This window comes from Nonomuraea sp. B208 (assembly GCF_057536035.1).
This window is the reverse complement of sequence record NZ_BAAJOU010000026.1, coordinates 15789-38511: the sequence shown is the minus strand read 5'-3', so window position 1 is coordinate 38511 and position 22723 is coordinate 15789. Positions and strand designations below refer to the sequence as shown.

Genomic DNA, 22723 nt, shown 5'->3' with positions numbered 1-22723 from the left:
GCTTGGTGCACGAATCATCGCGTGCGCTCTGTCCGTACAGGGGGGATTCCAATGGCAGACACGAAGAAGAAACCTGCCACGAAGTCGGGCAAGTCGAAGAAGCAGGCCATCAAGACGAGCCGGCAGGCCAAGGAGACGAAGAAAGAAACCAGGAAGGGCTCCGACGAGAGCTGATCTATGGTGACATGATCGGACAGCCGGGAGCCCGGCTCCCGGCTGTCGCATCGACCGTGGAGCTGCCGCGATGTCCGCCTACCTGCGCTTCCCTTCCGTGTTCCAGGACGTCGTGGTGTTCGCCGCCGAGGACGACCTGTGGATGGTCTCCGCCCAGGGCGGGCGGGCCTTCCGCCTCACCGCCGGGCTGGCCGAGGCCGGCTATCCGCGCATCTCCCCCCGTGGCGACCAGCTCGCCTTCGTCGGCCGCGAGGAGGGCCCCGAGGAGGTCTACGTCATGCCGGCGTCCGGGGGCGCGGCCCGCCGGGTGACCTTCCACGGCGCGCGCTGCACGGTGACCGGCTGGGACCCCGAGGGCCGCATCCTCTACGCCAGCGACCAGTCCCAGCCGTTCGAGGGACGCAAGTGGCTGCACCGGGTGGCGCCGGGCGAGGTGCCGGAGCGGCTGCCGTACGGTCCCGCGAACTCCATCGCCCACGGCCCTGGCGGCATGATCGTGCTCGGCCGCAACACCGCCGACCCGGCCCGCTGGAAGCGCTACCGGGGCGGCACGGTCGGCGACCTGTGGATCGACCCCACCGGCGGGGGCGAGTTCCGGCGGCTGATCCGGCTGCCGGGCAACCTCGCCTCCCCCTGCTGGAGCGGCGGGCGGGTGTGCTTCATCAGCGACCACGAGGGCGTCGGCAACGTCTACTCGTGCCTGCCCGACGGCGGCGACCTGCGCAAGCTCACCCACCACGACGACTACTACGCCCGCAACCTGTCCGGCGACGGCCACCGGCTGGTCTACCACGCGGGCGCCGACCTCTACCTGCTGGAGCCGGGCGAGCGGCCGCGCCGGCTGGAGGTGGCGCTGGCCAGCTCGCGCACCCAGCGCAACCGGCGCTTCGTCGAGGCGGCCGACTACCTGGAGAGCGCCACGCTCAGCCCGGACGGCAGCGCGCTGGCGATCACCGCGCGCGGCAAGGCGTACACGATGGCCGGCTGGGAGGGCCCCGTACGCCGGCAGGGCGCCGAGGACGGCGTCCGCTACCGCTTCCTGACCTGGCTCAACGACGGCGTACGGCTGATCGCGGCGGCCAGCGACGACGACGACGAGGAGCGGCTGGTCGTCCTGGAGAGCGGAGAGGGCGGCCCCGGCACGGAGGTCGCCCGGCTGGGCCGGATCACCGCGCTGGTGCCCGACCCGGCGCACGACCGGGTGGCCGTGGTCAACCACCGCTACGAGCTGCACCTGCTCGACCTGGCCACGGGCCGCTGCGACCTGGTGGAGGCCAACCCGTACGGCTCGCCGGAGGACCCCGCCTGGTCGCCCGACGGCTCCTGGCTCGCCTACGCCGCCCCGCTCAACGCCCAGACCACCGCGATCAAGCTGCACCATCCGGAGAGCGGGCGGACCGTGCAGGCGACCGAGCCGGTGCTGATCGACTCGATGCCGGCCTTCGACCCCGAGGGCCGCTACCTCTACTTCATCGGCCAGCGGACCTTCTCCCCCGTCTACGACCAGCTCCAGTTCGACCTGGGCTTCCCGCTCGGCACCCGCCCGTACGTGGTGGCGCTGCGCGCCGACGTGCCGGACCCGTTCGTGCCGCGCCAGCGTCCCCTGGAGCGGAAGGACGACGACGAGGACGGGGACGAGGACGAGGAGGGCGGCGAGGAGCGGCCGGAGGCGCTGCGCGTGGACGTGGACGGCCTGGCCCGCCGGGTCACCGCCTTCCCGCTCCCCGAGGGCCGCTACGAGCGGGTGGCCGGGCTGAAGGGCAAGGCGCTCATCCTCACCAGCCCCGTGGAGGGCGACAACGTCCTGCACCTGTACGACTTCGCCAAGAACGACAACGAGACCTTCGCCGAGGGCGTCACGGACTTCGAGCTGGGCCGCGACCACAGGACGCTGCTGTACCGGACCGGCTCGCGGCTGCGCGTGGTCAAGGCGGGCGAGGTGCCGGGCCACGACGACGACCGGCCGGGGCGCGAGAGCGGCTGGATCGACCTGTCGCGGATCAAGGTGTCTGTGTGCCCGGAGGCCGAGTGGCGGCAGATGTTCCGCGAGGCGTGGCGGCTGCAGCGGGAGAACTTCTGGACCGAGGACATGGCGGGGGTCGACTGGCCGGCGGTGTACGACCGCTACCAGCCGCTCGTGGACCGGGTGACGACCCGGGGCGAGTTCTCCGACCTGCTGTGGGAGCTGCACGGCGAGCTGGCCACCAGCCACGCCTACGAGAGCGGCGGCGAGTACCGCCCCGGCCCCGACTACACGCAGGGCAAGCTGGGCGTGGACTGGGAGCGCCGCGACGGCGTCTACCACATCGCCTCCCTCGTCACCGGCGACCCGTGGGACCCGAAGGCGACCTCGCCGCTCAACCGGCTCGGCCTCGACGTACGCCCCGGCGACGCGGTGCTGGCCATCGACGGCGCGCCCATCGGCGACGGCGTCGCGACCCCGAACGAGCGCCTGGTCAACCAGGCCGGTGAGGAGGTCGAGCTGACCCTGCGGCGCGGCGAGAAGGTGTTCGCGGTCACCGTGCGGACCCTGGCCGACGAGCAGCCGGCCCGCTACCGCGACTGGGTCAATCTCAACCGGGCCCGCTGCCACCAGCGCTCCGGCGGCCGGGTCGGCTACCTGCACGTGCCCGACATGGGGCCGGACGGGTTCGGCGAGTTCCACCGGGGGTTCCTCGCCGAGCACGACCGGCACGCGCTCGTCGTGGACGTGCGCTTCAACGGCGGCGGTCACGTCTCGGCGCTGCTGCTGGAGAAGCTGGCCCGGCGCCGGCTCGGCTACGACTACCCGCGGTGGGGGGCGGCGGAGCCGTACCCGCCGGAGTCGCCGCGCGGGCCGCTGGTCGCCATCGCCAACGAGTGGGCGGGCTCCGACGGCGACATCTTCAGCCACACCTTCAAGCTGCTGAAGCTGGGGCCGCTGGTGGGCAAACGCACCTGGGGCGGCGTCATCGGCATCTGGCCACGCCACCAGCTCGCCGACGGCACGGTGACGACGCAGCCGGAGTTCTCCTTCGCCTTCGACGACGTCGGCTGGCAGGTGGAGAACTACGGCACCGACCCCGACATCGAAGTGGACATCACCCCGCAGGACTACGCGCGCGGCGTGGACACCCAGCTCGAACGGGCCATCGACGTGGCGCTGGAGCTGCTGGCCGAGCATCCCCCGCACACGCCCGATCCGCGGCATCGGCCGCGTATGCAACCTTAGTCACCCCTGCGGCGTCTAATGATCATAGGTGAGGAAAGCACACCGGGGCTGAACAGTGCTTCCCGCTCACGCAAGACCGCTCAGGTGAACGCCGGCCGGCGCAGGGGCTACACGACCTCGCGTACGGCCGTGAAGTGTTGTTGATCGCTTTCTCGTTCTCAAGGGGGACCCGTACGGTGCGCGCACTCGCACGCAAGGGCAGATCGGCCGCGCTGCGGCTCTATCGGGGGTACAACCGGCGCAAGGCGCGGAGCGCGCCGCCCCCTTCGACGCAGCGGATCCACATCCTGCTGCTGCACGCCCACGGCATGGGCGGCACGATCAGGACCGTGTTCAACCTGGCCGGCTACCTGGCCGAGGAGCACGACGTGGAGATCGTGAGCATCCTGAAGGAGGCCGAGGAGCCGTTCTTCCCCATCGACCCCCGGGTGCGTTTCCGCTTCCTGGACGACCGGCTGCGGCCGAGCCGCAACCCGCTGCGCGCGCTGCTGTCGAAGCGGCCGAGCCGGTTGATCCCCCAGGAGGAGTCGGCCTACCACCGCTTCAACATGTGGACCGACCTGCAGCTCGCCCGCTACATCCGGTCGCTCGACACCGGCGTGCTCATGGGCACCCGTCCGGGGCTCAACCTCGTGATGGCCCAGTTAGCCCTGCCGGGGGTGATCACGATCGGGCAGGAGCACGTGGCGCTGCGCACGCAGCCGGAGCCGGTGCAGAAGCTCATCAAGTGGCGCTACCGCCGCCTCGACGCCCTCGTCACCCTCACCAGGGCCGACCTGAACGACTACCGCGAGGCGCTGCCGAAGAAGCCGCGCAAGCTCACCCGCATCCCCAACGCCGTGCCGCCGATGTCCGGCGACCCGTCGAAGCTGGACGCCAAGGTGGCCGTCGCGGTCGGCCGCATGACCCGGATCAAGGGCTTCCACCGGCTCATCACCGCCTGGGAGACCGTCGCCGCCGCCCACCCCGACTGGAAGCTGCGCATCTTCGGCGCCGGGCCGCAGGAGGACAACCTGCGGACGCAGATCGCCGAGGCGGGGCTGCAGGACAAGGTCGAGCTGCCGGGGCCGACCACCGACGTCGGTGCCGAGCTGGAGAAGGCGTCGCTGTACGTGATGAGCTCGCGCCACGAGGGCTTCCCCATGACGGTCCTGGAGGCCATGGCCAAGGGGCTGGCGATCGTCAGCTTCAACAGCCCGCACGGCCCCAAGGAGATGATCAAGAACGAGGTGGACGGGCTGCTGATCAAGCCGCGGACGAACGCCAACCTCGCGGCCGGCATCATCCGGGTCATCGAGGACGAGCAGCTCCGCCGCGACCTGGGCGCCGGCGCGCTGGAGAAGGCGGAGACGTACAGCGTGGAGGCGGTCGGGCGCAAGTGGGACGCGCTGCTGGCCGAGCTGCTGGCCCGCCGCGACGGCACCTACGTCCCGCGTACGGCCGAGCCGCCCGCCGAGCCATCCGTCCCGGAGGCCCCTGCGCAGGCCGTCGCCGCGCCGCGCGCCCGGCTCACGGTGGTGCCGGTCGCTCCCGAGGTCACGTCCTGATCCCGTAGACCGCAAACACTTCTTCGCGAAGAACTGTTTGCGAAGAAGTGTTTGCGGTCTAGGGTGGGGGCCATGGCCGATCCCCGGGAGAGCGGCGTCGTCGTCCTCGACGCCAAAGGGTTGCGGGCGCTCGCCCACCCCGTCCGCGTCCAGCTCGTGGAGCTGCTGCGCAAGCACGGCCCCTCGACCGCCACCCGCCTCGCCGAACGTCTCGGCGTCAACTCCGGCACCGCCAGCTACCACCTGCGCAAGCTGGGCGCGGCCGGGTTCGTGGAGGAGGACGCCGAGCGCGGCAACGCCCGGGAGCGCTGGTGGCGTTCGGTCCACCGCGTCACCCGGCTCACCGACGAAGGGCTCACCGACGCCGAGCCGGAGGCCGTGCACGCCTACATGCACTCCATCGCGGCCCTGTACAACCTGCGCACCCAGCAGGCGCTCAACGAGCTGCAGACCATGTCGCACGGCTGGCGGCGGGTGCTCGACCTCAGCTCCTTCGCGCTGCGCCTCACCGAGGAGGAGGGGTGGCGGCTGCGGGAGGAGCTGGGCGAGGTGATCGCCCGCTACCGGCGCGACGGCGAGGAGGCGCCCCCGGACGCCCGGCGGGTCGTGCTGATCACCGAGATCCTGCCCGAGCTCGAAGAAGAGCCCGAGGAGGGCTGATGGCCGCGACGGCGCTGCCCAAGCCGCTCGCGGGGGTGCTGGCGGCCGTGGCGGTGTCGCTCACCGGCACGCGGGTGTCGGCCATCGCGGTGCCCTGGTTCGTGCTGGTGACCACCGGGAGCCCGGTCTGGACGGGTGTCGTCGCCTTCGCCGAGATGGCGCCGTACGTGGTGGTCAAGCTGATGGCCGGGCCGCTGCTCGACCGGATCGGGCCGCGGCGCGTGTCGTTCGCCGGTGACGTGGTGAGCGCGGGCGCGGCCGGGGCGATCGCGCTGCTGCACGCGCTGTCGCTGCTGCCGCTCGGCGTGCTGGCCGGGCTGGTCGCGGTCATCGGGGCGGCGCGCGGGCCCGGCGACCTGGCCAAGTCGATCATGGTGCCCGAGGCGGCCGACCGGGGGCGGGTGCCGCTGGAGCGGGCCACCGGGCTGATGGGCGCGGTGGAGCGGCTGGCCCAGCTCGTCGGGCCGGTCGCGGGCGGCGCGACGGTCGCGGCGGTGGGCGCGCCTGCCGGGCTCGCGGTCAGCGCCGCGTGCTTCGGGCTGGGCTCGGTGGTGGTGGCCTGGGCGCTGCCGCGCGGCATGGGCCACCGCGCCCCCGCCTCTCCCGATCGGGAGGACGGCGGGTACTGGCGGCGGTTCGGGCAGGGGTGGGCGTTCCTGCGGGGGCAGCCGCTGCTGCTCGTCCTGATCGCCACCGTGGCGGTGACGAACCTGCTGGACGCGGCCTACGCCCAGGTGCTCGGGCCCGTGTGGGCCGAGGGATCGGGCCACGGGCCCGCCGTCTGGGGTCTCAGCCGGGGTTTCATGGGGCTGACCGCGATCGGGGGCGGGCTCGTGGCGGCGGCGCTGGCGCACCGGCTGCGGCGGCGGCCGGTGTTCTTCGCCGCGTTCCTGGTGGCCGGGCCGCCGCAGTACCTGATCCTGGCCGTGGACGGGGTGCCGGTGTGGGCGGTGATGGCGGTGTTCGGGGTGGGCGGGTTCTGCGGCGGGTTCCTCAACCCGATCCTGGGGGCGGTCGCGTACGAGCGGGTGCCCCGCGACCTGCTCGGCCGGGTGGGCGCGTTGCAGACGTCGCTGGCCTTCTCCGGGATCCCCGTCGCCGGGGTGCTGGCCGGGGCGGCGGTCGCGGCGGCCGGGCTGGCGCCGGTGCTGGTGGCCTGCGGCGTGGTCTACGGGCTGACCACCACGCTCGCGGGGCTGCATCCGGCCGCCCGCGACATGGACCGCCTCCGCGGCCAGGGCCCGCCCGCCTCCGACGCCGTCCCGGAGCCGTCCGGGAGCCCATGAGGCCGCGGGCTCAGGTGCGGTCGGCGGTCAGCGGGGCGCGGAGCAGCATCGCGGCCACCTCCGGGCCCAGGATCGGGTCGTCGCGGAAGGCCGCCACGATCGCCGAGCGCAACGCCTCCCTGCCGTCCCCTGTCGCCTTCGCCGCCCGTTCGATGAGCCCTCGGGTGTGGGCGTCGCCCCGGCCGAACACCCGCTGCAGCACCCGCGTGCCGAGGGCGACCGGGGTGCCGGCGGCCGACTCCCTGGTCCTGGCCAGCACGCTCACGCCGTAGGCGTCGATGGCGAGGGTGGCGAAGGGCATGACGTCGTCGGCGACGTCCACCGGCAAGTGCCGCGAATTCCGCATAAGACCCTCCCCTGAGGTCTGTAGGCGATGGTAGCCCGCCGACCGCCACAGGCGAGGGCATACCCTGTCGAATGTGCCTGCCCCGTACCTCACCCTCACCGCCCCCGTCGAGCACGAGACCGAGGTGCGGCGCTCGCGCTTCATCTGCGCGGTCGCGCCCGCGCGCAGCGTGGAGGAGGCGGCGGCGTTCATCGCCGGGCGGCGGCGCGAGCACGCCGGCGCCACCCACAACTGCACGGCCTACGTCATCGGGCAGCGCGTCCAGAAGGGCGACGACGACGGCGAGCCGGGCGGCACCGCGGGCACGCCCATGGTGCAGGCGCTGGTCGGGCGCGGCTACAGCGACGTGGTGGCGGTGGTGACGCGCTACTTCGGCGGCGTGCTGCTCGGCGCGGGCGGGCTGGTGCGCGCCTACGGCTCGGCGGTGACCGAGACCCTCGACCGGGCCGAGCCGGTGCGGATGGTGCCGGCCAGGCGGGTGCGCGTGGCCGTGGCGCACGACCAGGCCGGCCGGGTGGAGAACGACCTGCGCGCCTCGCGGTACGCGGTCGAGGACGTCGCCTACGCCGCCCAGGTCACCTTCAGCGTGGCGGTGGGCGAGGACGAGGTGACGGCGTTCGGCGAATGGGTGGCGACGCTGACGGCGGGCCGTGCCCGGGTGAGCGTCGGCGAGGACGTGCACGTCCCCGCCTGACGCGTCCTATCCCTCCAGGGCGTACTGCATGACGCGGAACTTGGCCTGCGCCTCGGCCAGCTCGGCGGCCGGGTCGGAGTCGCCCATGATGCCGCAGCCGGCGAACAGCCGGGCCCGCCGCCCGCGTACGAGCCCCGAGCGCAGCGCGATGCCCCACTCGCCGTCGCCGTTGGCGTCGATCCAGCCGACCGGCCCGGCGTAGCCGGCGCGGTCCATGCCCTCCAGCTCGCGGATGATCTTGGACGCCAGGTCGGTCGGGGTGCCGCCGACGGCCGCCGTCGGGTGCATGGCGGCGACCACGTCGAGCACCGACGCCCCGTCGGCGAGCCGCCCGGTGACGTGGCTGGCGAGGTGCTGGACGTTGGGCAGCACGAGCAGTTCGGGCTCGTCGGGCGTCTCCAGCGACGAGCAGAGCGGACCCAGCGCGGTGCGTACGGAGGCGATCGCGCACTCGTGCTCGTGCCGGTCCTTGGCGGAGGCGAGCAGCGCGGTGCCGCGGGCGAGGTCGTCGGCGGGGCCGGTGCCGCGCGCGGTCGTGCCGGCCAGCACCAGCGACTCGATCTCCTGGCCGGTGCGCCGGATGAGCAGCTCGGGCGTGGCGCCGACCAGCCCGGCGACGGAGAACGTGTAGCACTCGGGGTAGCGGCCGGCCAGCCTGGACAGCAGCAGCCGCACGTCGATGGCCCGCTCGGCGGTGGCGACGAGGTCGCGGGCGAGCACGACCTTCTCCAGCTCGCCGTCGCGGATGCGGGCGGCGGCGCGGGCCACCACGTGCTCCCACTCGGGCGCGGTGAGGCTGCCGTCGCCGTAGCTGATGCGGCCGGGGTCGAGCACCGGTGTGACGGTCTCCAGCGGCGCGTCGCCGATCGTGGTCAGCCAGGCGCGGCCGTCGCGGCGGGCCAGCACGGCCTGCGGCACGACGAGCACCGAGCCGTGCGCGTCCTCGTCGAAGGTGAAGCTGCCGAAGGCGACCGGGCCGGTGCCCGGCCCTCCCGCGCCGGGGACCCCGGCCCCGCCGAGCACGTCGGCCAGCCACTCGCGGGCCCAGGCGAAACGGCCCGAGCCCGGGGGCACGGCGACGCGGGCCGCCTCACCCCATCCGACGATCCCTTCGCCGTTCCTGATCCAGGCGTACGGCGACGACCTGGGCAGGGAGGCCAGCAGGTCGCCGGGATCGCCGACCGGTGTGGTGCGAACCGGCAGCGGGCGGGTTGTTCCGAGCGCGACACTCACTCAAGACATGCTATGCGTCACCTGAACATGTTCGACTCTGACCCCCGTGAATGCCACGTTAAGGCAAGCAAATCCGGAAAAAAGCGGAACGGTTGGGGGACGGGCCCGACCGGCCGGCCTTCGGGCTGTCAAGCCGCCATATGAAGTCGGTCCCGAAACGGCAGACCTGCCCGGACGCGATGGCCGGGGCCTGCCCGGCTCTCTACCTTTGGGGCCATGATCGGTCGCCTGGCCCCTGTTCTCGCCGCTGCTAGTGTCCTCACCGGTACGGTCACGGCTCCGGCCGCCGCCGCGACCTCCACCTCCTTCGCCGAGCCGGTCCCCGAGGTCATGGCCGCCCTCGGCGACTCCATCTCCACCGGCTTCAACGCCTGCGGCTGGTACGTCTCCTGCACCTCGCGCTCGTGGTCGGCGGGCGACCACGCCTCCGTCTCCAGCCACTACCAGCGCCTGTCGAAGCTTTCTGGAACGCTCCAGGGCCACAACCTCAACTTCGCCGCCCCCGGCGCGACCAGCGCCGACCTGCTCGGCCAGGTGAACAGGGCGGTCGAGGCCAAGGCCGACTACGTGACCGTGCTCATCGGCGCCACCGACGCCTGCGTGCGCACCGAGAAGGCCATGACCCCGGTCGCCACCTACCGGCAGCGCCTGGAGACCGCGCTGGACACGCTGCGCGCCGGGATGCCGGGGGCCCGGGTGCTGTTCGCGAGCGTCCCCGACCTGCGGCGGCTGTGGCAGGTCGGCAAGGACGACCCGGTCGCCCGTACGTTCTGGACGCTCGGCCGGGTCTGCCCGACGATGCTGGCCAATCCGTCGTCGACGAAGAAGGCCGACGCCGCGCGACGCGACCGGGTGCGCGCCCGGGTGATCGCCTACAACCGGGCCTCCGCCGAGGTCTGCGCCGCCTACGGCCCGCAGTGCCGCACCGACGGCGGGGCGGTCTTCTCCTTCCCGTTCACGCTGGAGCACGTCAGCAAGTGGGACTTCTTCCACCCGAGCGCGGCGGGGCAGCGGGCGCTGGCCGCGCAGACCTTCAAGAGCGGCTTCGACTGGATTGACCCCCGCTGATCATCTGCCCCCTCATCGGCACTGGGCGAGCATCGCCCTCTTGTCCGCCGGGGTGACCGGGACGCCGTACTTCACGGCGACCTGGGCGAAGCGGGTGACGTACGCGCAGCGCACCCGCCGCTGCGGCGGCAGCCAGCCCGACGGCCCGGCGGCGTCCTTCTCCTCGTTCGCGGCGCCGTACACCGGCAGCAGGTTGAGCGGGTCGTTGGCGAAGTCGAGCCGCTTCGACATCGGCCAGCGCCGCGCGCCCATGCGCCAGCCGTAGTTCAGCGGCACCACGTGGTCGACCTGCACCTCGTCCGCGCGGTTCTTCCGCCAGCGGATGATCCGGCCGGTGTAGGGGTCCTCCAGCGTGAGCGACACGACCTCGCAGCGCGAGCCGGCGCGGTACTTCACGTTCCTGCCGTCGCGGGCCAGCAGGTCGTCGCGGGTGCGGCAGCCGTTCCCCGCGTACGGCACGCCGGGCGCGGTGTCGGCCCAGTTCTCGCCGTAGCGGGTGCGTTCGTAGCCGGCGTTGGGGCCGAGCGCCCGGGTGCGCAGCCGCCGGATGAGGGCGCGTGCCTCGGCCTTGTCGGCGTCGGAGATGATGGGGGCCAGACCGGGTAAAGTGCCGCCGGTGTTGCCCAGCGGGCTGGCCGCCGTCGCCGGTGGTGTCCTGGCCGTGCCGACGAGGGAAACGACGATGATGGCTCCTGCGAGAAGGGCGAGGGCGTCCTTCGTGCTCAATCGGGCCTCCGAGCGCGCTTCCAGATCTCTAGAGAAATTCCCGGCTTGAGGTGTTCCGACACGGGAGGATTGTGTGACCGAACGCCCGATCGATCCTGACGTCGATCTCCACGTCCCGGCGCAGCGCGCCGAGCTGCACTGGCCGGTCCTGGCCGTCATCGCGGCCGGCGGGGCGCTCGGGGCGCTGGCCCGCCACGGCCTGCAGTCGGCGCTGCCGGCTCCGCCGGGCGGGTTCCCGTGGGCGACGTTCTGGGTCAATGTGTCGGGTTGCCTGCTCATCGGGGTGCTCATGGTGGTGATCACCGAGGTGCGGCCGGCGCACCGGCTCGTGCGGCCGTTCCTCGGCGTGGGGGTGCTGGGCGGGTACACGACGTTCTCGACGTACGTGGTGGACGTGCGGCGGGTGGTCGAGGCGGGCGCGCCGGTCGTCGGGCTGGCCTACCTGGCCGCCACGATGGCCGCGGCGCTGGCCGCCGTCGCCGCCGGCATGTGGCTGACCCGGCGGGCCGCCGGGAGGCGGGCGGCGGGATGACGCTGCTGCTCATCGTGGCCGGCGCGGCGGTCGGCGCGCCGCTGCGCTACCTCGCCGACCGGGCGGTGCAGGCCCGGCACGACACGGTCTTCCCCTGGGGGACGCTCTCCGTCAACGTGGCCGGGTCGGCGCTGCTGGGGTTCCTCGCCGCGCTGCCGGTGGACGGCGGGCTGATGGCGCTGGCCGGCACCGGGTTCTGCGGGGCGCTGACGACGTACTCGACGTTCGGCTACGAGACGGTGCGGCTGCTGGAGGTGGGCGCCCGCTTCCACGCCGTGGCCAACGCCGCCGCCAGCGTCGTCGCCGGGCTCGGCGCGGCGTACTGCGGCGCCGCCCTGGCCCAGGCGCTCACGTGACGCGCTCACGGTTCGACCAGGACCTCGCGCAGCAGGTCGCGGGGCGGGCGGCGGCGCCACTCGCGCGGGTAGCCGAGCGAGACCTCCTCGAAGCGGACCCCGTCGTACCGGTTGACGCGCGGGATGTGCAGGTGGCCGTAGATCATCGCGGCCGTCGGGAAGCGCCGGTGCCAGTCGCGGGTGGCGGTGGTGCCGCACCACTGCGCGAACTCCGGGTACCACAGCACGTCCGTGGGCTCGCGGACGAGCGGGTAGTGGTTGACGAACACCAGCGGCACGCCGTCGTCGGCCGCCGCCAGCCGCCGCTCGGTCGCCGCCACCCGCGCCCGGCACCACGCCTCTCTGCTCGGGTAGGGGTCCGGGTGCAGGAGGAACTCGTCGGTGCACACCACGCCGGTGCCGTGGGCGTACTCCAGGGCCTCCTCCTTGGAGTCGATGCCCGGCGGCAGGAACGTGTAGTCGTAGAGCAGGAACAGCGGCACGATCCGCACCGGCCCGCCCGGCCCCTCCCACAGCGGGTAGGGGTCCTCCGGCGTCAGGACGCCCAGCTCCCTGCACATCGCGACCAGATGCTCGTAGCGGGCCACGCCCCGCAGCTCGGGCTGGTCGCCGCGCGGCGTCCACAGCTCGTGGTTGCCCGGCGTCCACACCACCCGTTCGAAGCGGCCCGCGAGCAGCCGCAGCGCCCAGCGGATGTCCTCCAGGTTCTCGGCGACGTCCCCGGCCACCAGGAGCCAGTCGCCGCGCGCGGACGGTTTCAGCTCCTGGACGATCGCGCGGTTCTCGGCGTAGGAGACGTGCAGGTCACTGACCGCGAGCAGGCGGCCATCGGGGCGGGCGGGCAACGGGGGGCCTCCTTCCGGCTGTCACGAGCATGCCACGCGGACGCGCCTCTCCCCACCCCTGCCGGTGTGAAGATCCGGCCGGGACCCCCTAGGGCCCCGGCCGGGAGCGGCGTAATAACGGGCCGCTCCGCAGCAGCTCGCGGCCGTTCCTCCTGATCCGGTAGGTCATGCGCGCAGCCAGGTCCGCAGCGCGCCGACGGCCAGGTCCATCGCGGCCCTGGCGGCGTTGGTGCCGCGCAGCGCGTCGAGCATGACGAAGTCGTGGATCATCCCGGCCAGCCGGACCGCCGTCACGTCCACGCCCGCCGCGCGCAGCCGGGCCGCGTACGCCTCGCCCTCGTCCCGCAGCACGTCGGCCTCGCCGTTGAGCACGATCGCGGGCGGCAGGCCGCGCAGCTCCTCGTCCGTGGCCCGCAGCGGCGAGGCGTGGCTCTCGGCCCGCTGCCCGGCGTCGGTCGTGTACTGGTCCCAGAACCACTTCATGCCGTCGCGGTTGAGGTAGTAGCCCGTCGCGAAGTCGTGGTAGGACTCGGTGTCGAAGCTCGCGTCGGTGACCGGGTAGAACAACGCCTGGCCGCGCAGTCGCACGTCGCCGCGTTCCTTGGCCATGAGGGCCAGCACGGCGGACATGTTGCCGCCGACCGAGTCGCCGGCGACGGCCATCCGCCCGGCGTCGAGGCCCTTCTCACCGCCGTGCTCCGTCACCAATCGGGCGGCGGCGTAGTTCTGCTCGATCTGGGTCGGATACTTGGCCTCGGGGGCGCGGTCGTACTCGGGGAAGACCACGGCCGCCTCGCAGCGCACGGCCAGCTCGCGCACCAGGCGGTCGTGCGTGCGGGCCGAGCCGAACACCCAGCCCGCGCCGTGGATGTAGAGGATCACCGGCAGGGCGCCCGTGGCGCCCTTGGGCCTGACCAGGCGCACCGGCACCGTCCCGGTCGGGCCGCCCCGGACCTCGATCCACTCCTCGTCGATGTCCGGCTTGGGCACGCCGGACCCGGACTGGAGCTTCTCCAGCACCTCGCGGCCCTGCTCGGGCGGCAGCTCGTAGATGAAGGGCGGCTCGGAGGTCGCCTCGGCGAACTCCCGTGCCGCCTGCTCCAGCACGACCTTCCTGCTCACCGGCGACCTCCGGGCTCTCGCGTACACCTTGCCGGGGTGGTTGTGCCTCGCCCCGCCTCCAGGCACCCGCCGGGAACCGTCAATTCCCGCCCAAGAGCCTCACTCGCGCCGCAGCTCGTGCGCCAGCTCCTCCAGCTCCGCCCCGCCCGCCATGAGCGCCGTCAGCTCCTGCGGGGTGATGTCGGCCTTGGCGTACTCGCCCATGCCGGCGCCCCGGTTGAGCAGCAGGAACCGGTCGCCCACCGGGTGGGCGTGGTGCGGGTTGTGGGTGATGAAGACCACGGCGAGCCCCCGGTCGCGGGCGCGGGCGATGTAGCGCAGCACCACCCCGGCCTGCTTGACGCCGAGCGCCGAGGTGGGCTCGTCGAGGATGAGCACGCGGGCGCCGAAGTGCACGGCCCGCGCGATCGCCACCGACTGCCGCTCCCCGCCGGACAGCGTGCCGACCGGCTGGTCCACGTCGCGGATGTCGATGCCCATGGCCCGCAGCTCCTCGCGGGCCACCCGGCGGGCCTTCGCCACGTCGAAGGCGAGGCCCTTGCGCGGCTCGGAGCCGAGGAAGAAGTTGCGCCACACCGACATGAGCGGGATCATCGCCAGGTCCTGGTAGACGGTGGCGATGCCGCGGTCGAGCGCGTCGCGCGGGCTCGACAGGCGCACCTCCTCGCCGTCCACGAGCAGCGCCCCCGTGTCGTGCTGGTGAACGCCGGACAGGATCTTGATGAGCGTCGACTTGCCGGCGCCGTTGTCGCCGAGCACGCACAGCACCTCCCCGGCGGCCACGCCCATCGACACCTCGCGCAGCGCCAGCACCGATCCGAACCTCTTGCCGATGCCGCGGGTCTCCAGGATCAATGCCGCACCTCCTCGGCGTAGCGGCGCACCAGCCGGTTGGCCAGCGTGGCCAGCAGCAGCATCGCGCCCAGGAAGAACTTGAACCAGTCGGCGTCCCAGCCGAGGAAGACGATGCCCTTGTCGGCCATGCCGAAGATGACCGCGCCGATGGCTGCTCCGACGGCCGAGCCGTAGCCGCCGGTCAGCAGGCAGCCGCCGATGACCGCCGCGATGATGTAGATGAACTCCTGGCCGATGCCGATGTTGGCCTGGACCGAGGTGTAGCGCAGCGCCAGGATCGAGCCGACCAGCCAGGCGGCGAACGCCGTGGTCATGAACAGCGCGATCTTCGTCCGCGCGGCCGGCACGCCGACCGCCCGCGCGGCCCGCTCGTCGCCGCCCACCGCGAAGATCCAGTTGCCCGCCCGGGAGCGCATGAGCACCCACGTCGCCACCGCCGTCACCAGCAGCCACCACAGGATCGCCACCCGGAACGAGGTGCCGCCGAGGTCGACGGTGCCGGCCAGCAGGGCGCTGGCGCCGTCGTACCCGTCGGCCCTGCGCAGCCCGCCGACCTGGACCGTCCCGGTGATGGCCTTGGTCACGCCGAGGTTGACGCCCTGGAGCATGAGGAACGTGCCGAGCGTGACGATGAAGCTGGGCAGCCGGGTGCGGGTCACGATCAGCCCGTTGGCGAACCCGACGGCCAGCGCCACCGCCAGCCCCGCCAGCATGGCGAGCCACACGTTGAGCCCGAACCTGGTGGCCAGCGTGACCAGGATGAGCCCGCTGGTGCCGGTCAGCACGCCCGCCGACAGGTCGAACTCGCCGCCGATCATGAGCAGCGCGACCGCGACCGTCATGATGCCGAGCGTGGCGGCCGGGTCGAGCCAGTTCGCGACGCCGGCCGGCGAGCGGAACACCGGCGACTGGGCGGCGAAGAACGCGAACACCAGCACCGCGCCGACCACCGCGCCCAGCTCGGGCCGGATGAGCAGGCGGCGGGCCAGGCCGACGCGGGCGATCCGCTCGTCGGCGGCCGCCACCGTCCCTGGCGCGCTCGTCCGGCTCATCTGGTGCCCGCCTCCGCCAGCTTGGCGACCTGGTCGGCGTTGTCCTTGGTGACGAAGCCCGGCCCGGTGTTGACCGGCAGGCCGCCGCCCACGGTGTTGAGGTTGGTGGTGTAGAGGTGCAGGAACGTGATGGGCAGGTAGCCCTGGAGGTACTGCTGCTGGTCCACGGCGAACAGGACCTCGCCGGCCTTGATCGCCTCCACCACGTCGGCCGACAGGTCGAAGGTGGCCACCTTGGCGGTCGATCCCGAGTCCCTGACGGCGTCCCTGGCGGCCACGGCGATCGCCGGGTTGAGCGCCAGCACGCCGTTGACCTGCTTGTCCGACTGGAGCTTGGCGGTGACCTTGGACGTCACGTCGGCCAGGTTGCCGATGTCCACCTGGAGCCGTTCGACGGCGCCGCCGAGGGTCTCCTCGGCGCCCTTGCAGCGCTGGTCGAGGCCGACGTTGCCGGCCTCGTGGATGACGCACAGGAGCTTGGTGACGCCGGCCGCCTTGAGCTGCTCGCCCGCGCCGCGCCCGGCCACGTCCTCGGACTGCCCGACGTGGGTGAGCGCGCCGAACGCCTTGGAGGAGTCGGCCCCCGAGTTGATCGTCACCACCGGGATCTTCGCGGCGACGGCCTTGCCGATCGCCTCCTTCAGCGCGTCGGGGTTGGCCATGGAGACCACGAGGCCGTCCACCTTCTCGGCGACGGCCTGGTCGATGAGCTGGGACTGCTTGGCGGGGTCGCCGTCGCCCTGGTAGGTGACGGTGACGCCGTACTGCTCGCCGGCGGCCTCGGCGCCGTTCTTGACCACGTCCCAGAAGGCGTCGCCGGCGCCGCCGTGGGTGATGACGGCGTACCTGCCGCCGCTCTTGGCCGGGGATCCGGCCGCCGGAGCGCTGCTCGGCGCGCTCTGCCCGTCCGGGGACGGGGACGAGCAGGCCGTGAGGGCGAGGGCTCCTAACAGTGCCAGCACGATCGGGGTACGTCTCACGAGGACACCTCCAAGACCAACAGGCTTGGCCCGGTTCTACCTCAGTGTCAACGTGTCGTATAGACATCAGGACAGACGTACTTGCAGAACGGAAGACTACGTTCCCTATAATACGAGCATGACCAGCGCACCCATGAGCGGCCGCAAGGCGCAGGCCGCGCGGAACGACGAGCTGATCCTCCAGGCGGCGCGGGCGGTCTTCACCGCCGACCCCGGCGCCCCCATCGCGGCCGTCGCCGAGAAGGCGGGCGTCGGCATCAGCGCGCTCTACCGCCGCTATCCCAGCAAGGAGGCCCTGCTGCAGAAACTGTGCGGCGACGGGCTGAAACTCTACATCGAGGTCACCGAGCGGGCGCTGGCCGAGGAGGGCGACCCGTGGGAGGCGTTCGCCGGCTACCTGCGCGGCATCGTCGACGCCGACACCAACTCGCTGACGATCAGGCTGGCCGGGACGTTCCAGCCGACGGAGGAGCTGGGCCGCGACGCGATGCGGGCGGGAGCCCTGGCGACCGAGATCCACCGGCGCACGGTGGAGGCGGGCGTGCTGCGCCCCGACCTCACCACCGCCGACATCGCGCTGCTGCTGGAGCAGATCGCCTCCATCCGGGTGGGCGACGAGCGGCGGATCTCCGAGCTGCGCCACCGCTATCTCGCCCTGATGATGGACGCGCTGCGCCTGCCGCCGGCCCGCCGCGAGCTGCCCGGCCCCGCGGCGACGGACGAGGAGCTGTCCTCCCGCTGGTGGACCGGCTCCTGACGTCAGACCTCGGCGGCGAGGTGGCGGGCCAGCTCGACCGTACGGCGGGCGCGGGCCAGCACCGGCGCGTCCACGAACCGGCCGTCCGGCAGCGCCACCGCCCCGAGCCCCGCCCCTTCGGCGCGCTCGGCCGCCGCGACGATCTCCTCGGCCCTCGCGACCTCCTCCTCCCCCGGCCGGAAGGCCCGCCGGATCACCGGGATCTGCCGGGGGTGGATCGCGGTCCGGCCGAACAGGCCCGTCGCGCGCCCGGCCCGGCAGGAAGCGGCGAGCCCGTCCTCGTCCCTGACGTCGGGATACACCGACATCGGCACCGGCGGCAGCCCGGCCGCCGCCGCCGCGAGCACCGCCTGGAGCCGCAGGTGGTTCATGGCGGCCTCGTCGGTGATCGACAGCTCGGCGGCGAGGTCCTGCTCGCCGAGCGCGATCCCGGCCACGGCCGGATGCGCGGCGACGGCCGCCGCGCGCAGGATCCCGGCCGCCGACTCCAGCAGCGGGTACGCCCGCCCGTCCGCGATCCCGTCGAGCACGGCGGTGTCCTCGACCTTCGGCAGCCGTACGCCATCGGCCAGGCCGCCGACCGCCTCCAGGTCCGCCCGGCCCCGGGCCGTGGTGAGGTCGTTGACCCGGACGTGCACGGCGGCGCCGGCAGGGGGCCGATCGCGCAGGTAGGCGACGGCGTTGGCGCGGGCCTCGTCCTTGCGGGCGGGCACGACCGCGTCCTCCAGGTCGATGATGACCACGTCGGCCCCGGACGCGGCCGCCTTGGCGAACCGTTCAGGCCGGTCACCGGGGACGTACAGCCAGGTCACCGGCGGGATCACGCGATCACCCCGGCCTCGCGCAGCTCGGCCAGACGCTCGCGGGAGTAGTCGAGCTCGGTCAGCACCTCGTCGGTGTCCCTGCCGAGCGGACGCCCCGGCCAGCGGATCTCGCCCGGGGTGTCCGACAGGCGGAACATGACGTTCTGCATGGTGACACTGCCCAGCTCCTCGTCGGGCAGCTCGACGAACGTGCCGAGCGCCTCGTACTGCGGGTCCCGCGCGATGTCGGTGACGTCGTAGATGGGCGCGACCGCGGCCTGCGCCTCCTCGAAGCGGGCGATCACCTCGGCGGCGTCGCGCTCGGCGATCCAGGAGGCGACGGCCTCGTCGAGCTCGTCCACGTGCTGGACGCGGCCCTGCCCGGTGGCGAACCACGGCTGCTCGACCAGGTCGGGCCGGCCGACGAGGGTGACCACCCGCTCGGCGATCGGCTGCGCGCTGGTGGAGATCGCCAGCCAGCGGCCGTCGCGGGTGCGGTAGGTGTTGCGGGGGGCGTTGCTGCTGGAGCGGTTGCCGGTGCGCCGCGGCACCACGCCGAGCGCCTTGTACGCGGTCATCTGCGGCCCCAGCAGGGCCATGATCGGCTCGATGATGGCCAGGTCGATCACCTGGCCGCGCCCGGTGCGCTCGCGGGCGTGCAGGGCCAGCATGATCGCGTACGACATGGCGAGGCCCGCGATGCCGTCGGCGAGGGCGAGGGGCGGCAGCGTGGGCGGGCCGTCGGGCTGGCCGGTCATGGCCGCGAAGCCGCTCATCGCCTCGGCCAGCGTGCCGAACCCCGGCTGCCGCGCCATCGGCCCCTGCTGCCCGAACCCGGTCATCCTGGCCACGATCAGCCGGGGGTTGAGCTTCAGCAGGTCCTCGGGGTCGAGGTCCCAGCGTTCGAGCGTGCCGGGGCGGAAGTTCTCGATCAGCACGTCGGAGCGCTCGCACAGGCGGCGCAGGATCTCCTGGCCCTCGGCGCGCGACAGGTCGACGGCGGCGGTGCGCTTGTTGCGCGCGAGCGTCTTCCACCACAGGCCGACGCCGCGGGCCGACGCGCCGTGGCCGCGCGACGGGTCGCCGCGCCGGGGGTGCTCGATCTTGATCACGTCGGCGCCGAAGTCGCCGAGCATCATCGCGGCGGAGGGACCGGCGAACAGCGTCGCCGCGTCGATGACCCGCAGGTCGCCGAGGACTGTCATGGTTTGTAAGTTATAAGAAATATGTCATAGGTCAATTCGACGAGAACGTACGGGACACTGGACGACATGTCAGCGCTGGAGCCGCGGCCCCCCGTCAGCAAGGCCGAATACGTCTACAACACGCTGCTCGACGACATCCGCAACGCGCGCATCCCCGGCGGGACCGCGCTGCGGGCCGGCGAGGTGGCCAGGCGGCTCGGCGTGTCCGTCACGCCGGTGCGCGAGGCGCTGCGCAGGCTGGAGAAGGACCGCCTCATCAGCTATGAGGCGCACCACGGGGCGACCGTGGTGGACCTCGGCGAGGAGGCGCTGGCGGAGTACTACGGCCTGCGCGCGGTCGTCGAAGGGCTCGGCGCCCGGCTCGCCGCCGCCCGCGTCACGGCCGAGGAGCTGGCCGAGCTGCGCGAGCTGCACGCCGCCATGGTCGAGGACGCCGCGCGCGGCCGGGGCGACCGCCTGGGCGAGCAGAGCCTCCGCTTCCACCTGCGCATCGTGGACATCGGCGGGCCGGCGTTCCTGGGCGCGCACGCGCGGGCGGTGCGCAACAGCGTCCCCGTGCCGGCGGAGGCGTCGCTGTGGCTGGCGCGGGACCAGGTCCAGGCCCAGCTCGACGCGCACGAGGCCATTCTGGAAGCCCTCGCGGCGGGCGACGGCGACGCGGCCGAGCGCGTCATGATCGAGCACGTCCGGCACGCGGGCGCCTTCCGCGCCCGGACCACCTGACCCGCCCGGGAGCGCGTCGTCTCACGCGAGGTCGCGGCGGCGCAGGCCGTACCGGCCGAGGAGGAAGAGCGGGGCGGCGAGCACGGTCAGCACGGCCGTGGCGACCGGGGCGAACGCGCCCAAGGGATGCCAGGGCAGATGGGACAGGACGGAGGTGCCGGTCAGCCAGGCGGGCACGCCCGCGTACGGGCCGAAGACCTGGACGAGAGCGCTGTAGAGGAACACGGCCCAGGCGGCGGCCATGGCGCGCGGGGCAAGCCCGAACAGCGCGGCCGGGACGGCGAGCAGGACCAGCACCTCGGGCAGGCGGAGCAGGGCGGCCCCGACGACCTCGGCCACCAGGCCCGGTTCCCCGGTGGAGACGGCGGCGCCGAGGCCGAGCCCCGCGCCGTACACCGTGAGCAGGGCGACCACGCCGATCCCCGTGACCAGGAAGGACGCGGCGAACCAGGCCGACCGGCCCACCGGCCCCGCCAGCACGGGCCCCACGAGGCCGCGAGCCTCCTCGGCGCGCAGCCGGGAGACCGACAGCAGCGCGAACACGGCGGCGCAGAGGGATCCGGTGAACACCAGGAGGCTCAGCCAGCCGCGCACCACGTCCGCTCCGGCGGGGAAGACGTCCAGGTCGATGCCCACCATGCCGCCCGCCATACCCCCCATCGCCAGGCCGGCGGCGAGGAGCGCGGCCGCCCACCACCCGATGGCCGACTGTTGCAGCCGCCAGGCCAGGGCGAGCGGGGAGCGCAGCCACGACGGGCCGGCGGCCCGGCCGGGACGGGCGGCGAGCAGAGCGGCGCCGAGGTCGCGGCGGCCGGCCAGGTGGTAGGCGCCGGCGGCGAGCAGCGCGGCGAGCAGCACGGACAGGCCGAGCGGCCACCAGCGATCGCCGGCCAGCACCCGGGTCTGCTGCGACCAGCCGATCGGGGACAGCCAGAACAGCGGCCCGCCTTCCTGGTCCTGCAACGCTCCGGCGCCGCGCGTGATCCAGGAGGCGAACAGCGCCGCGCCGGCGATCCCCGCGGCGGCCCTGGGCTGCTCGGTGAGCTGCGCGGTGACGGCGGTGGCCGCGGCGAACACCAGCCCGGCCGCGGCGAGGGAGGCGCCGAACAGCAGCGCGCCCGCCGCGGGGAACCCGACGCCGATCGCCGCGCCGGCGACCAGGACGGCGAGGGCGGCGTCGGCCGCCACGGCGACGACCAGGGCGGCGGTGAGCTGAGCGTGCCGGCCGACGACGGCGGCCCTGACGAGCTCGGCCCGCCCGGTCCGCTCCTCGGCCCGGGTGTGCCGGGTGATGAGCAGGATGTTCATCAACGCGGCGGCGAGCAGGAACTCCACCCAGTAGGCGGCCAGGAAGTAGCTCTGCGAGGTGACGGCCCGCTCGCCGAAGACGGGCCCGGCGAGCACCCGCATGAACGACGCCTTGATCATCTGGGCGGCCTCCGCCCTGGCCTCCGGCGTCGGCGCGACGACGGTGGCGGCGGCGTAGTGGAAGCGCGGGACCATGACCGTGATGGCGATCAGCCAGAGGGGCGACTTGATGCGGTCCCGTCGCAGCGCCAGCCGGACCAGGGTGGCGGTGCCGGTCAGGTGGCCCCCAGTGGGGTGAGACGCGGTGGGGTGGCGTGCCGGGGGCGTGGTGCTGGTCATGCCGCCCTCGCGGTCTTCCGGGCGCCGTAGTGGCGGAGCATGAGCTCCTCCAGCGTCGGCGGATGGCTGACCAGCGAGCGGATGCCGAACGTGGTCAGATGCCGGATGGCGGCATCCAGGTGTTCGCTGTCCACGCTGAAGCGCACGCCCTGCCGCTCGGTGGTCGCGTCGTGCACGCCGGTCAGCCGGTCGAGGCCGGTGACGGGGGCGTCGGTCGCGGCCACGATCGTCGTACGGGTCAGGTGCCGCAGCCGCTCCAGCGTGCCGGACTCCACGGCCCTGCCGGAGCGGATGATGGTGACGCGGTCGGCGAGGTTCTCCACCTGGGCCAGGATGTGGCTGGACAGCAGGATCGTGTGCCCGGCCGCCTTGGCCTCGGCGACGAGCTGTTGGAAGACCACCTCCATCAGCGGGTCCAGCCCGCTGGTCGACTCGTCCAGGATCAGCAGCTCCGCCTCGGCGGCGAACGCGGAGACCAGGGCGACCTTCTGCCGGTTGCCCTTGGAGTAGGTGCGGGCCTTCTTCTTCGGGTCCAGCTCGAACCGCTCGATCAGCTCGTTCCTGCGCTTGACGTCGAACCCGCCACGCAGCCGGCCGAGCACGTCGATGATCTCGCCTCCGGTCAGGTTCGGCCACAGCTCGACGTCACCCGGCACGTACGCCAGCCGCCGGTGCAGCGGCACGGCGTCGGCCCACGGGTCGCCGCCCAGCAGCCGGACGGTGCCGGAGGTGGCCCGGACCAGGCCGAGCAGGATCCGGAGGGTCGTGCTCTTGCCTGCTCCGTTCGGGCCGAGGAAGCCGTGCACCTCTCCGGGGTGCACCGTCAAGTCGAGACCGTCCAGGGCGCGGGCCGGGCCGTATGCCTTGACCAGCCCGGACACGGCGACGGCAGGGGTCATGA

General features: G+C 73.3%; 23 protein-coding genes. 11 read left to right on the top strand and 12 right to left on the bottom strand.

The annotated features are described in order from the left end of the window. Positions 1–51: 51 nt before the first annotated feature. From AC27IY_RS31370 to AC27IY_RS31350, 5 genes are all read left to right on the top strand, one after another. Positions 52–174, top strand: coding sequence for a hypothetical protein (locus AC27IY_RS31370; RefSeq protein WP_281249613.1), 123 nt, complete (start codon positions 52–54; stop codon positions 172–174). A gap of 70 nt (positions 175–244) precedes the next feature. Beyond that, positions 245–3385 carry a S41 family peptidase gene (locus AC27IY_RS31365; RefSeq protein WP_487180092.1) on the top strand — a complete coding sequence of 1047 codons (3141 nt, stop codon included), beginning with the start codon at positions 245–247 and terminating at the stop codon, positions 3383–3385. 176 nt (positions 3386–3561) lie between these two features. Next, complete coding sequence (locus tag AC27IY_RS31360; RefSeq protein WP_423448717.1) at positions 3562–4932, top strand: glycosyltransferase family 4 protein; 1371 nt, start codon at positions 3562–3564, stop codon at positions 4930–4932. 72 nt (positions 4933–5004) lie between these two features. Next, positions 5005–5592, top strand: a complete 588-nt coding sequence (locus AC27IY_RS31355) for a helix-turn-helix domain-containing protein (RefSeq protein ID WP_487180091.1) — start codon at positions 5005–5007, stop codon at positions 5590–5592. Continuing rightward, positions 5592–6878, top strand: a complete 1287-nt coding sequence (locus tag AC27IY_RS31350; protein ID WP_487180090.1) for an MFS transporter — start codon at positions 5592–5594, stop codon at positions 6876–6878. The genes AC27IY_RS31355 and AC27IY_RS31350 overlap by 1 nt, the downstream gene beginning before the upstream one ends. A 10-nt stretch (positions 6879–6888) precedes the next feature. Here the strand turns inward: AC27IY_RS31350 and AC27IY_RS31345 are convergent, their stop codons facing one another. Beyond that, the gene (locus AC27IY_RS31345) at positions 6889–7224 is read right to left on the bottom strand and encodes a hypothetical protein (RefSeq protein WP_487180089.1); all 336 of its coding nucleotides are present in this window, start codon (positions 7222–7224) and stop codon (positions 6889–6891) included. A gap of 73 nt (positions 7225–7297) precedes the next feature. On the opposite strand from AC27IY_RS31345, the gene AC27IY_RS31340 reads away from it, so the two are divergent. After that, a complete protein-coding gene (locus AC27IY_RS31340; RefSeq protein WP_487180088.1) occupies positions 7298–7918 on the top strand; it encodes a YigZ family protein in 621 nt (206 codons plus the stop codon). Positions 7919–7924: 6 nt separating this feature from the next. Here AC27IY_RS31340 and AC27IY_RS31335 read toward each other — a convergent pair whose 3' ends face one another. Further along, positions 7925–9151 (bottom strand): isochorismate synthase, encoded by a 1227-nt coding sequence (locus AC27IY_RS31335; protein WP_344215400.1) that lies wholly within the window; start codon positions 9149–9151, stop codon positions 7925–7927. A gap of 216 nt (positions 9152–9367) precedes the next feature. Between AC27IY_RS31335 and AC27IY_RS31330 the strand changes: the two genes are divergently transcribed. Next, complete coding sequence (locus tag AC27IY_RS31330) at positions 9368–10219, top strand: GDSL-type esterase/lipase family protein (RefSeq protein ID WP_449951821.1); 852 nt, start codon at positions 9368–9370, stop codon at positions 10217–10219. 12 nt (positions 10220–10231) lie between these two features. On the opposite strand, the gene AC27IY_RS31325 is transcribed toward AC27IY_RS31330, so the two are convergent. Then, the gene (locus AC27IY_RS31325; RefSeq protein WP_487180087.1) at positions 10232–10945 is read right to left on the bottom strand and encodes an HNH endonuclease family protein; all 714 of its coding nucleotides are present in this window, start codon (positions 10943–10945) and stop codon (positions 10232–10234) included. A 73-nt stretch (positions 10946–11018) separates the two neighbouring features. Between AC27IY_RS31325 and AC27IY_RS31320 the strand changes: the two genes are divergently transcribed. Together AC27IY_RS31320 and crcB are read left to right on the top strand one after the other, a co-directional pair. Then, complete coding sequence (locus AC27IY_RS31320; protein WP_487180086.1) at positions 11019–11477, top strand: FluC/FEX family fluoride channel; 459 nt, start codon at positions 11019–11021, stop codon at positions 11475–11477. Further along, entirely contained in the window at positions 11474–11833 is a 360-nt protein-coding gene (gene crcB, locus AC27IY_RS31315) for a fluoride efflux transporter CrcB (protein WP_487180085.1), read from the top strand. Before AC27IY_RS31320 ends, crcB begins: the two co-directional genes overlap by 4 nt. Positions 11834–11838: 5 nt before the next feature. Here the strand turns inward: crcB and AC27IY_RS31310 are convergent, their stop codons facing one another. From AC27IY_RS31310 to AC27IY_RS31290, 5 genes are all read right to left on the bottom strand, one after another. Further along, positions 11839–12678, bottom strand: a complete 840-nt coding sequence (locus tag AC27IY_RS31310) for a metallophosphoesterase family protein (RefSeq protein ID WP_487180084.1) — start codon at positions 12676–12678, stop codon at positions 11839–11841. A gap of 165 nt (positions 12679–12843) precedes the next feature. Next, positions 12844–13800, bottom strand: a complete 957-nt coding sequence (locus AC27IY_RS31305) for an alpha/beta hydrolase (RefSeq protein WP_487180083.1) — start codon at positions 13798–13800, stop codon at positions 12844–12846. A gap of 99 nt (positions 13801–13899) precedes the next feature. After that, positions 13900–14655 carry an ATP-binding cassette domain-containing protein gene (locus tag AC27IY_RS31300; protein WP_344215419.1) on the bottom strand — a complete coding sequence of 252 codons (756 nt, stop codon included), beginning with the start codon at positions 14653–14655 and terminating at the stop codon, positions 13900–13902. Further along, entirely contained in the window at positions 14652–15707 is a 1056-nt protein-coding gene (locus tag AC27IY_RS31295) for an ABC transporter permease (protein ID WP_487180082.1), read from the bottom strand. The genes AC27IY_RS31300 and AC27IY_RS31295 overlap by 4 nt, the downstream gene beginning before the upstream one ends. Beyond that, complete coding sequence (locus AC27IY_RS31290) at positions 15704–16687, bottom strand: sugar ABC transporter substrate-binding protein (RefSeq protein ID WP_487180081.1); 984 nt, start codon at positions 16685–16687, stop codon at positions 15704–15706. Before AC27IY_RS31290 ends, AC27IY_RS31295 begins: the two co-directional genes overlap by 4 nt. A gap of 118 nt (positions 16688–16805) precedes the next feature. Between AC27IY_RS31290 and AC27IY_RS31285 the strand changes: the two genes are divergently transcribed. Then, positions 16806–17444 (top strand): TetR/AcrR family transcriptional regulator, encoded by a 639-nt coding sequence (locus AC27IY_RS31285; protein WP_364452671.1) that lies wholly within the window; start codon positions 16806–16808, stop codon positions 17442–17444. A gap of 2 nt (positions 17445–17446) precedes the next feature. Here the strand turns inward: AC27IY_RS31285 and AC27IY_RS31280 are convergent, their stop codons facing one another. Further along, the gene (locus tag AC27IY_RS31280) at positions 17447–18268 is read right to left on the bottom strand and encodes an HpcH/HpaI aldolase/citrate lyase family protein (protein ID WP_487180080.1); all 822 of its coding nucleotides are present in this window, start codon (positions 18266–18268) and stop codon (positions 17447–17449) included. Next, entirely contained in the window at positions 18265–19452 is a 1188-nt protein-coding gene (locus tag AC27IY_RS31275; protein WP_487180079.1) for a CaiB/BaiF CoA transferase family protein, read from the bottom strand. Before AC27IY_RS31275 ends, AC27IY_RS31280 begins: the two co-directional genes overlap by 4 nt. Before the next feature lie 66 nt (positions 19453–19518). On the opposite strand from AC27IY_RS31275, the gene AC27IY_RS31270 reads away from it, so the two are divergent. Further along, the gene (locus AC27IY_RS31270) at positions 19519–20175 is read left to right on the top strand and encodes a GntR family transcriptional regulator (RefSeq protein ID WP_423448732.1); all 657 of its coding nucleotides are present in this window, start codon (positions 19519–19521) and stop codon (positions 20173–20175) included. A gap of 21 nt (positions 20176–20196) precedes the next feature. Here the strand turns inward: AC27IY_RS31270 and AC27IY_RS31265 are convergent, their stop codons facing one another. Both AC27IY_RS31265 and AC27IY_RS31260 read right to left on the bottom strand, forming a co-directional pair. Beyond that, on the bottom strand, positions 20197–21822 hold the full coding sequence (locus tag AC27IY_RS31265; RefSeq protein ID WP_487180078.1) for an ABC transporter permease: 1626 nt from the start codon (positions 21820–21822) through the stop codon (positions 20197–20199). Beyond that, positions 21819–22721, bottom strand: a complete 903-nt coding sequence (locus tag AC27IY_RS31260) for an ABC transporter ATP-binding protein (RefSeq protein ID WP_487180077.1) — start codon at positions 22719–22721, stop codon at positions 21819–21821. The genes AC27IY_RS31265 and AC27IY_RS31260 overlap by 4 nt, the downstream gene beginning before the upstream one ends. Between the last annotated feature and the right edge of the window lie 2 nt (positions 22722–22723).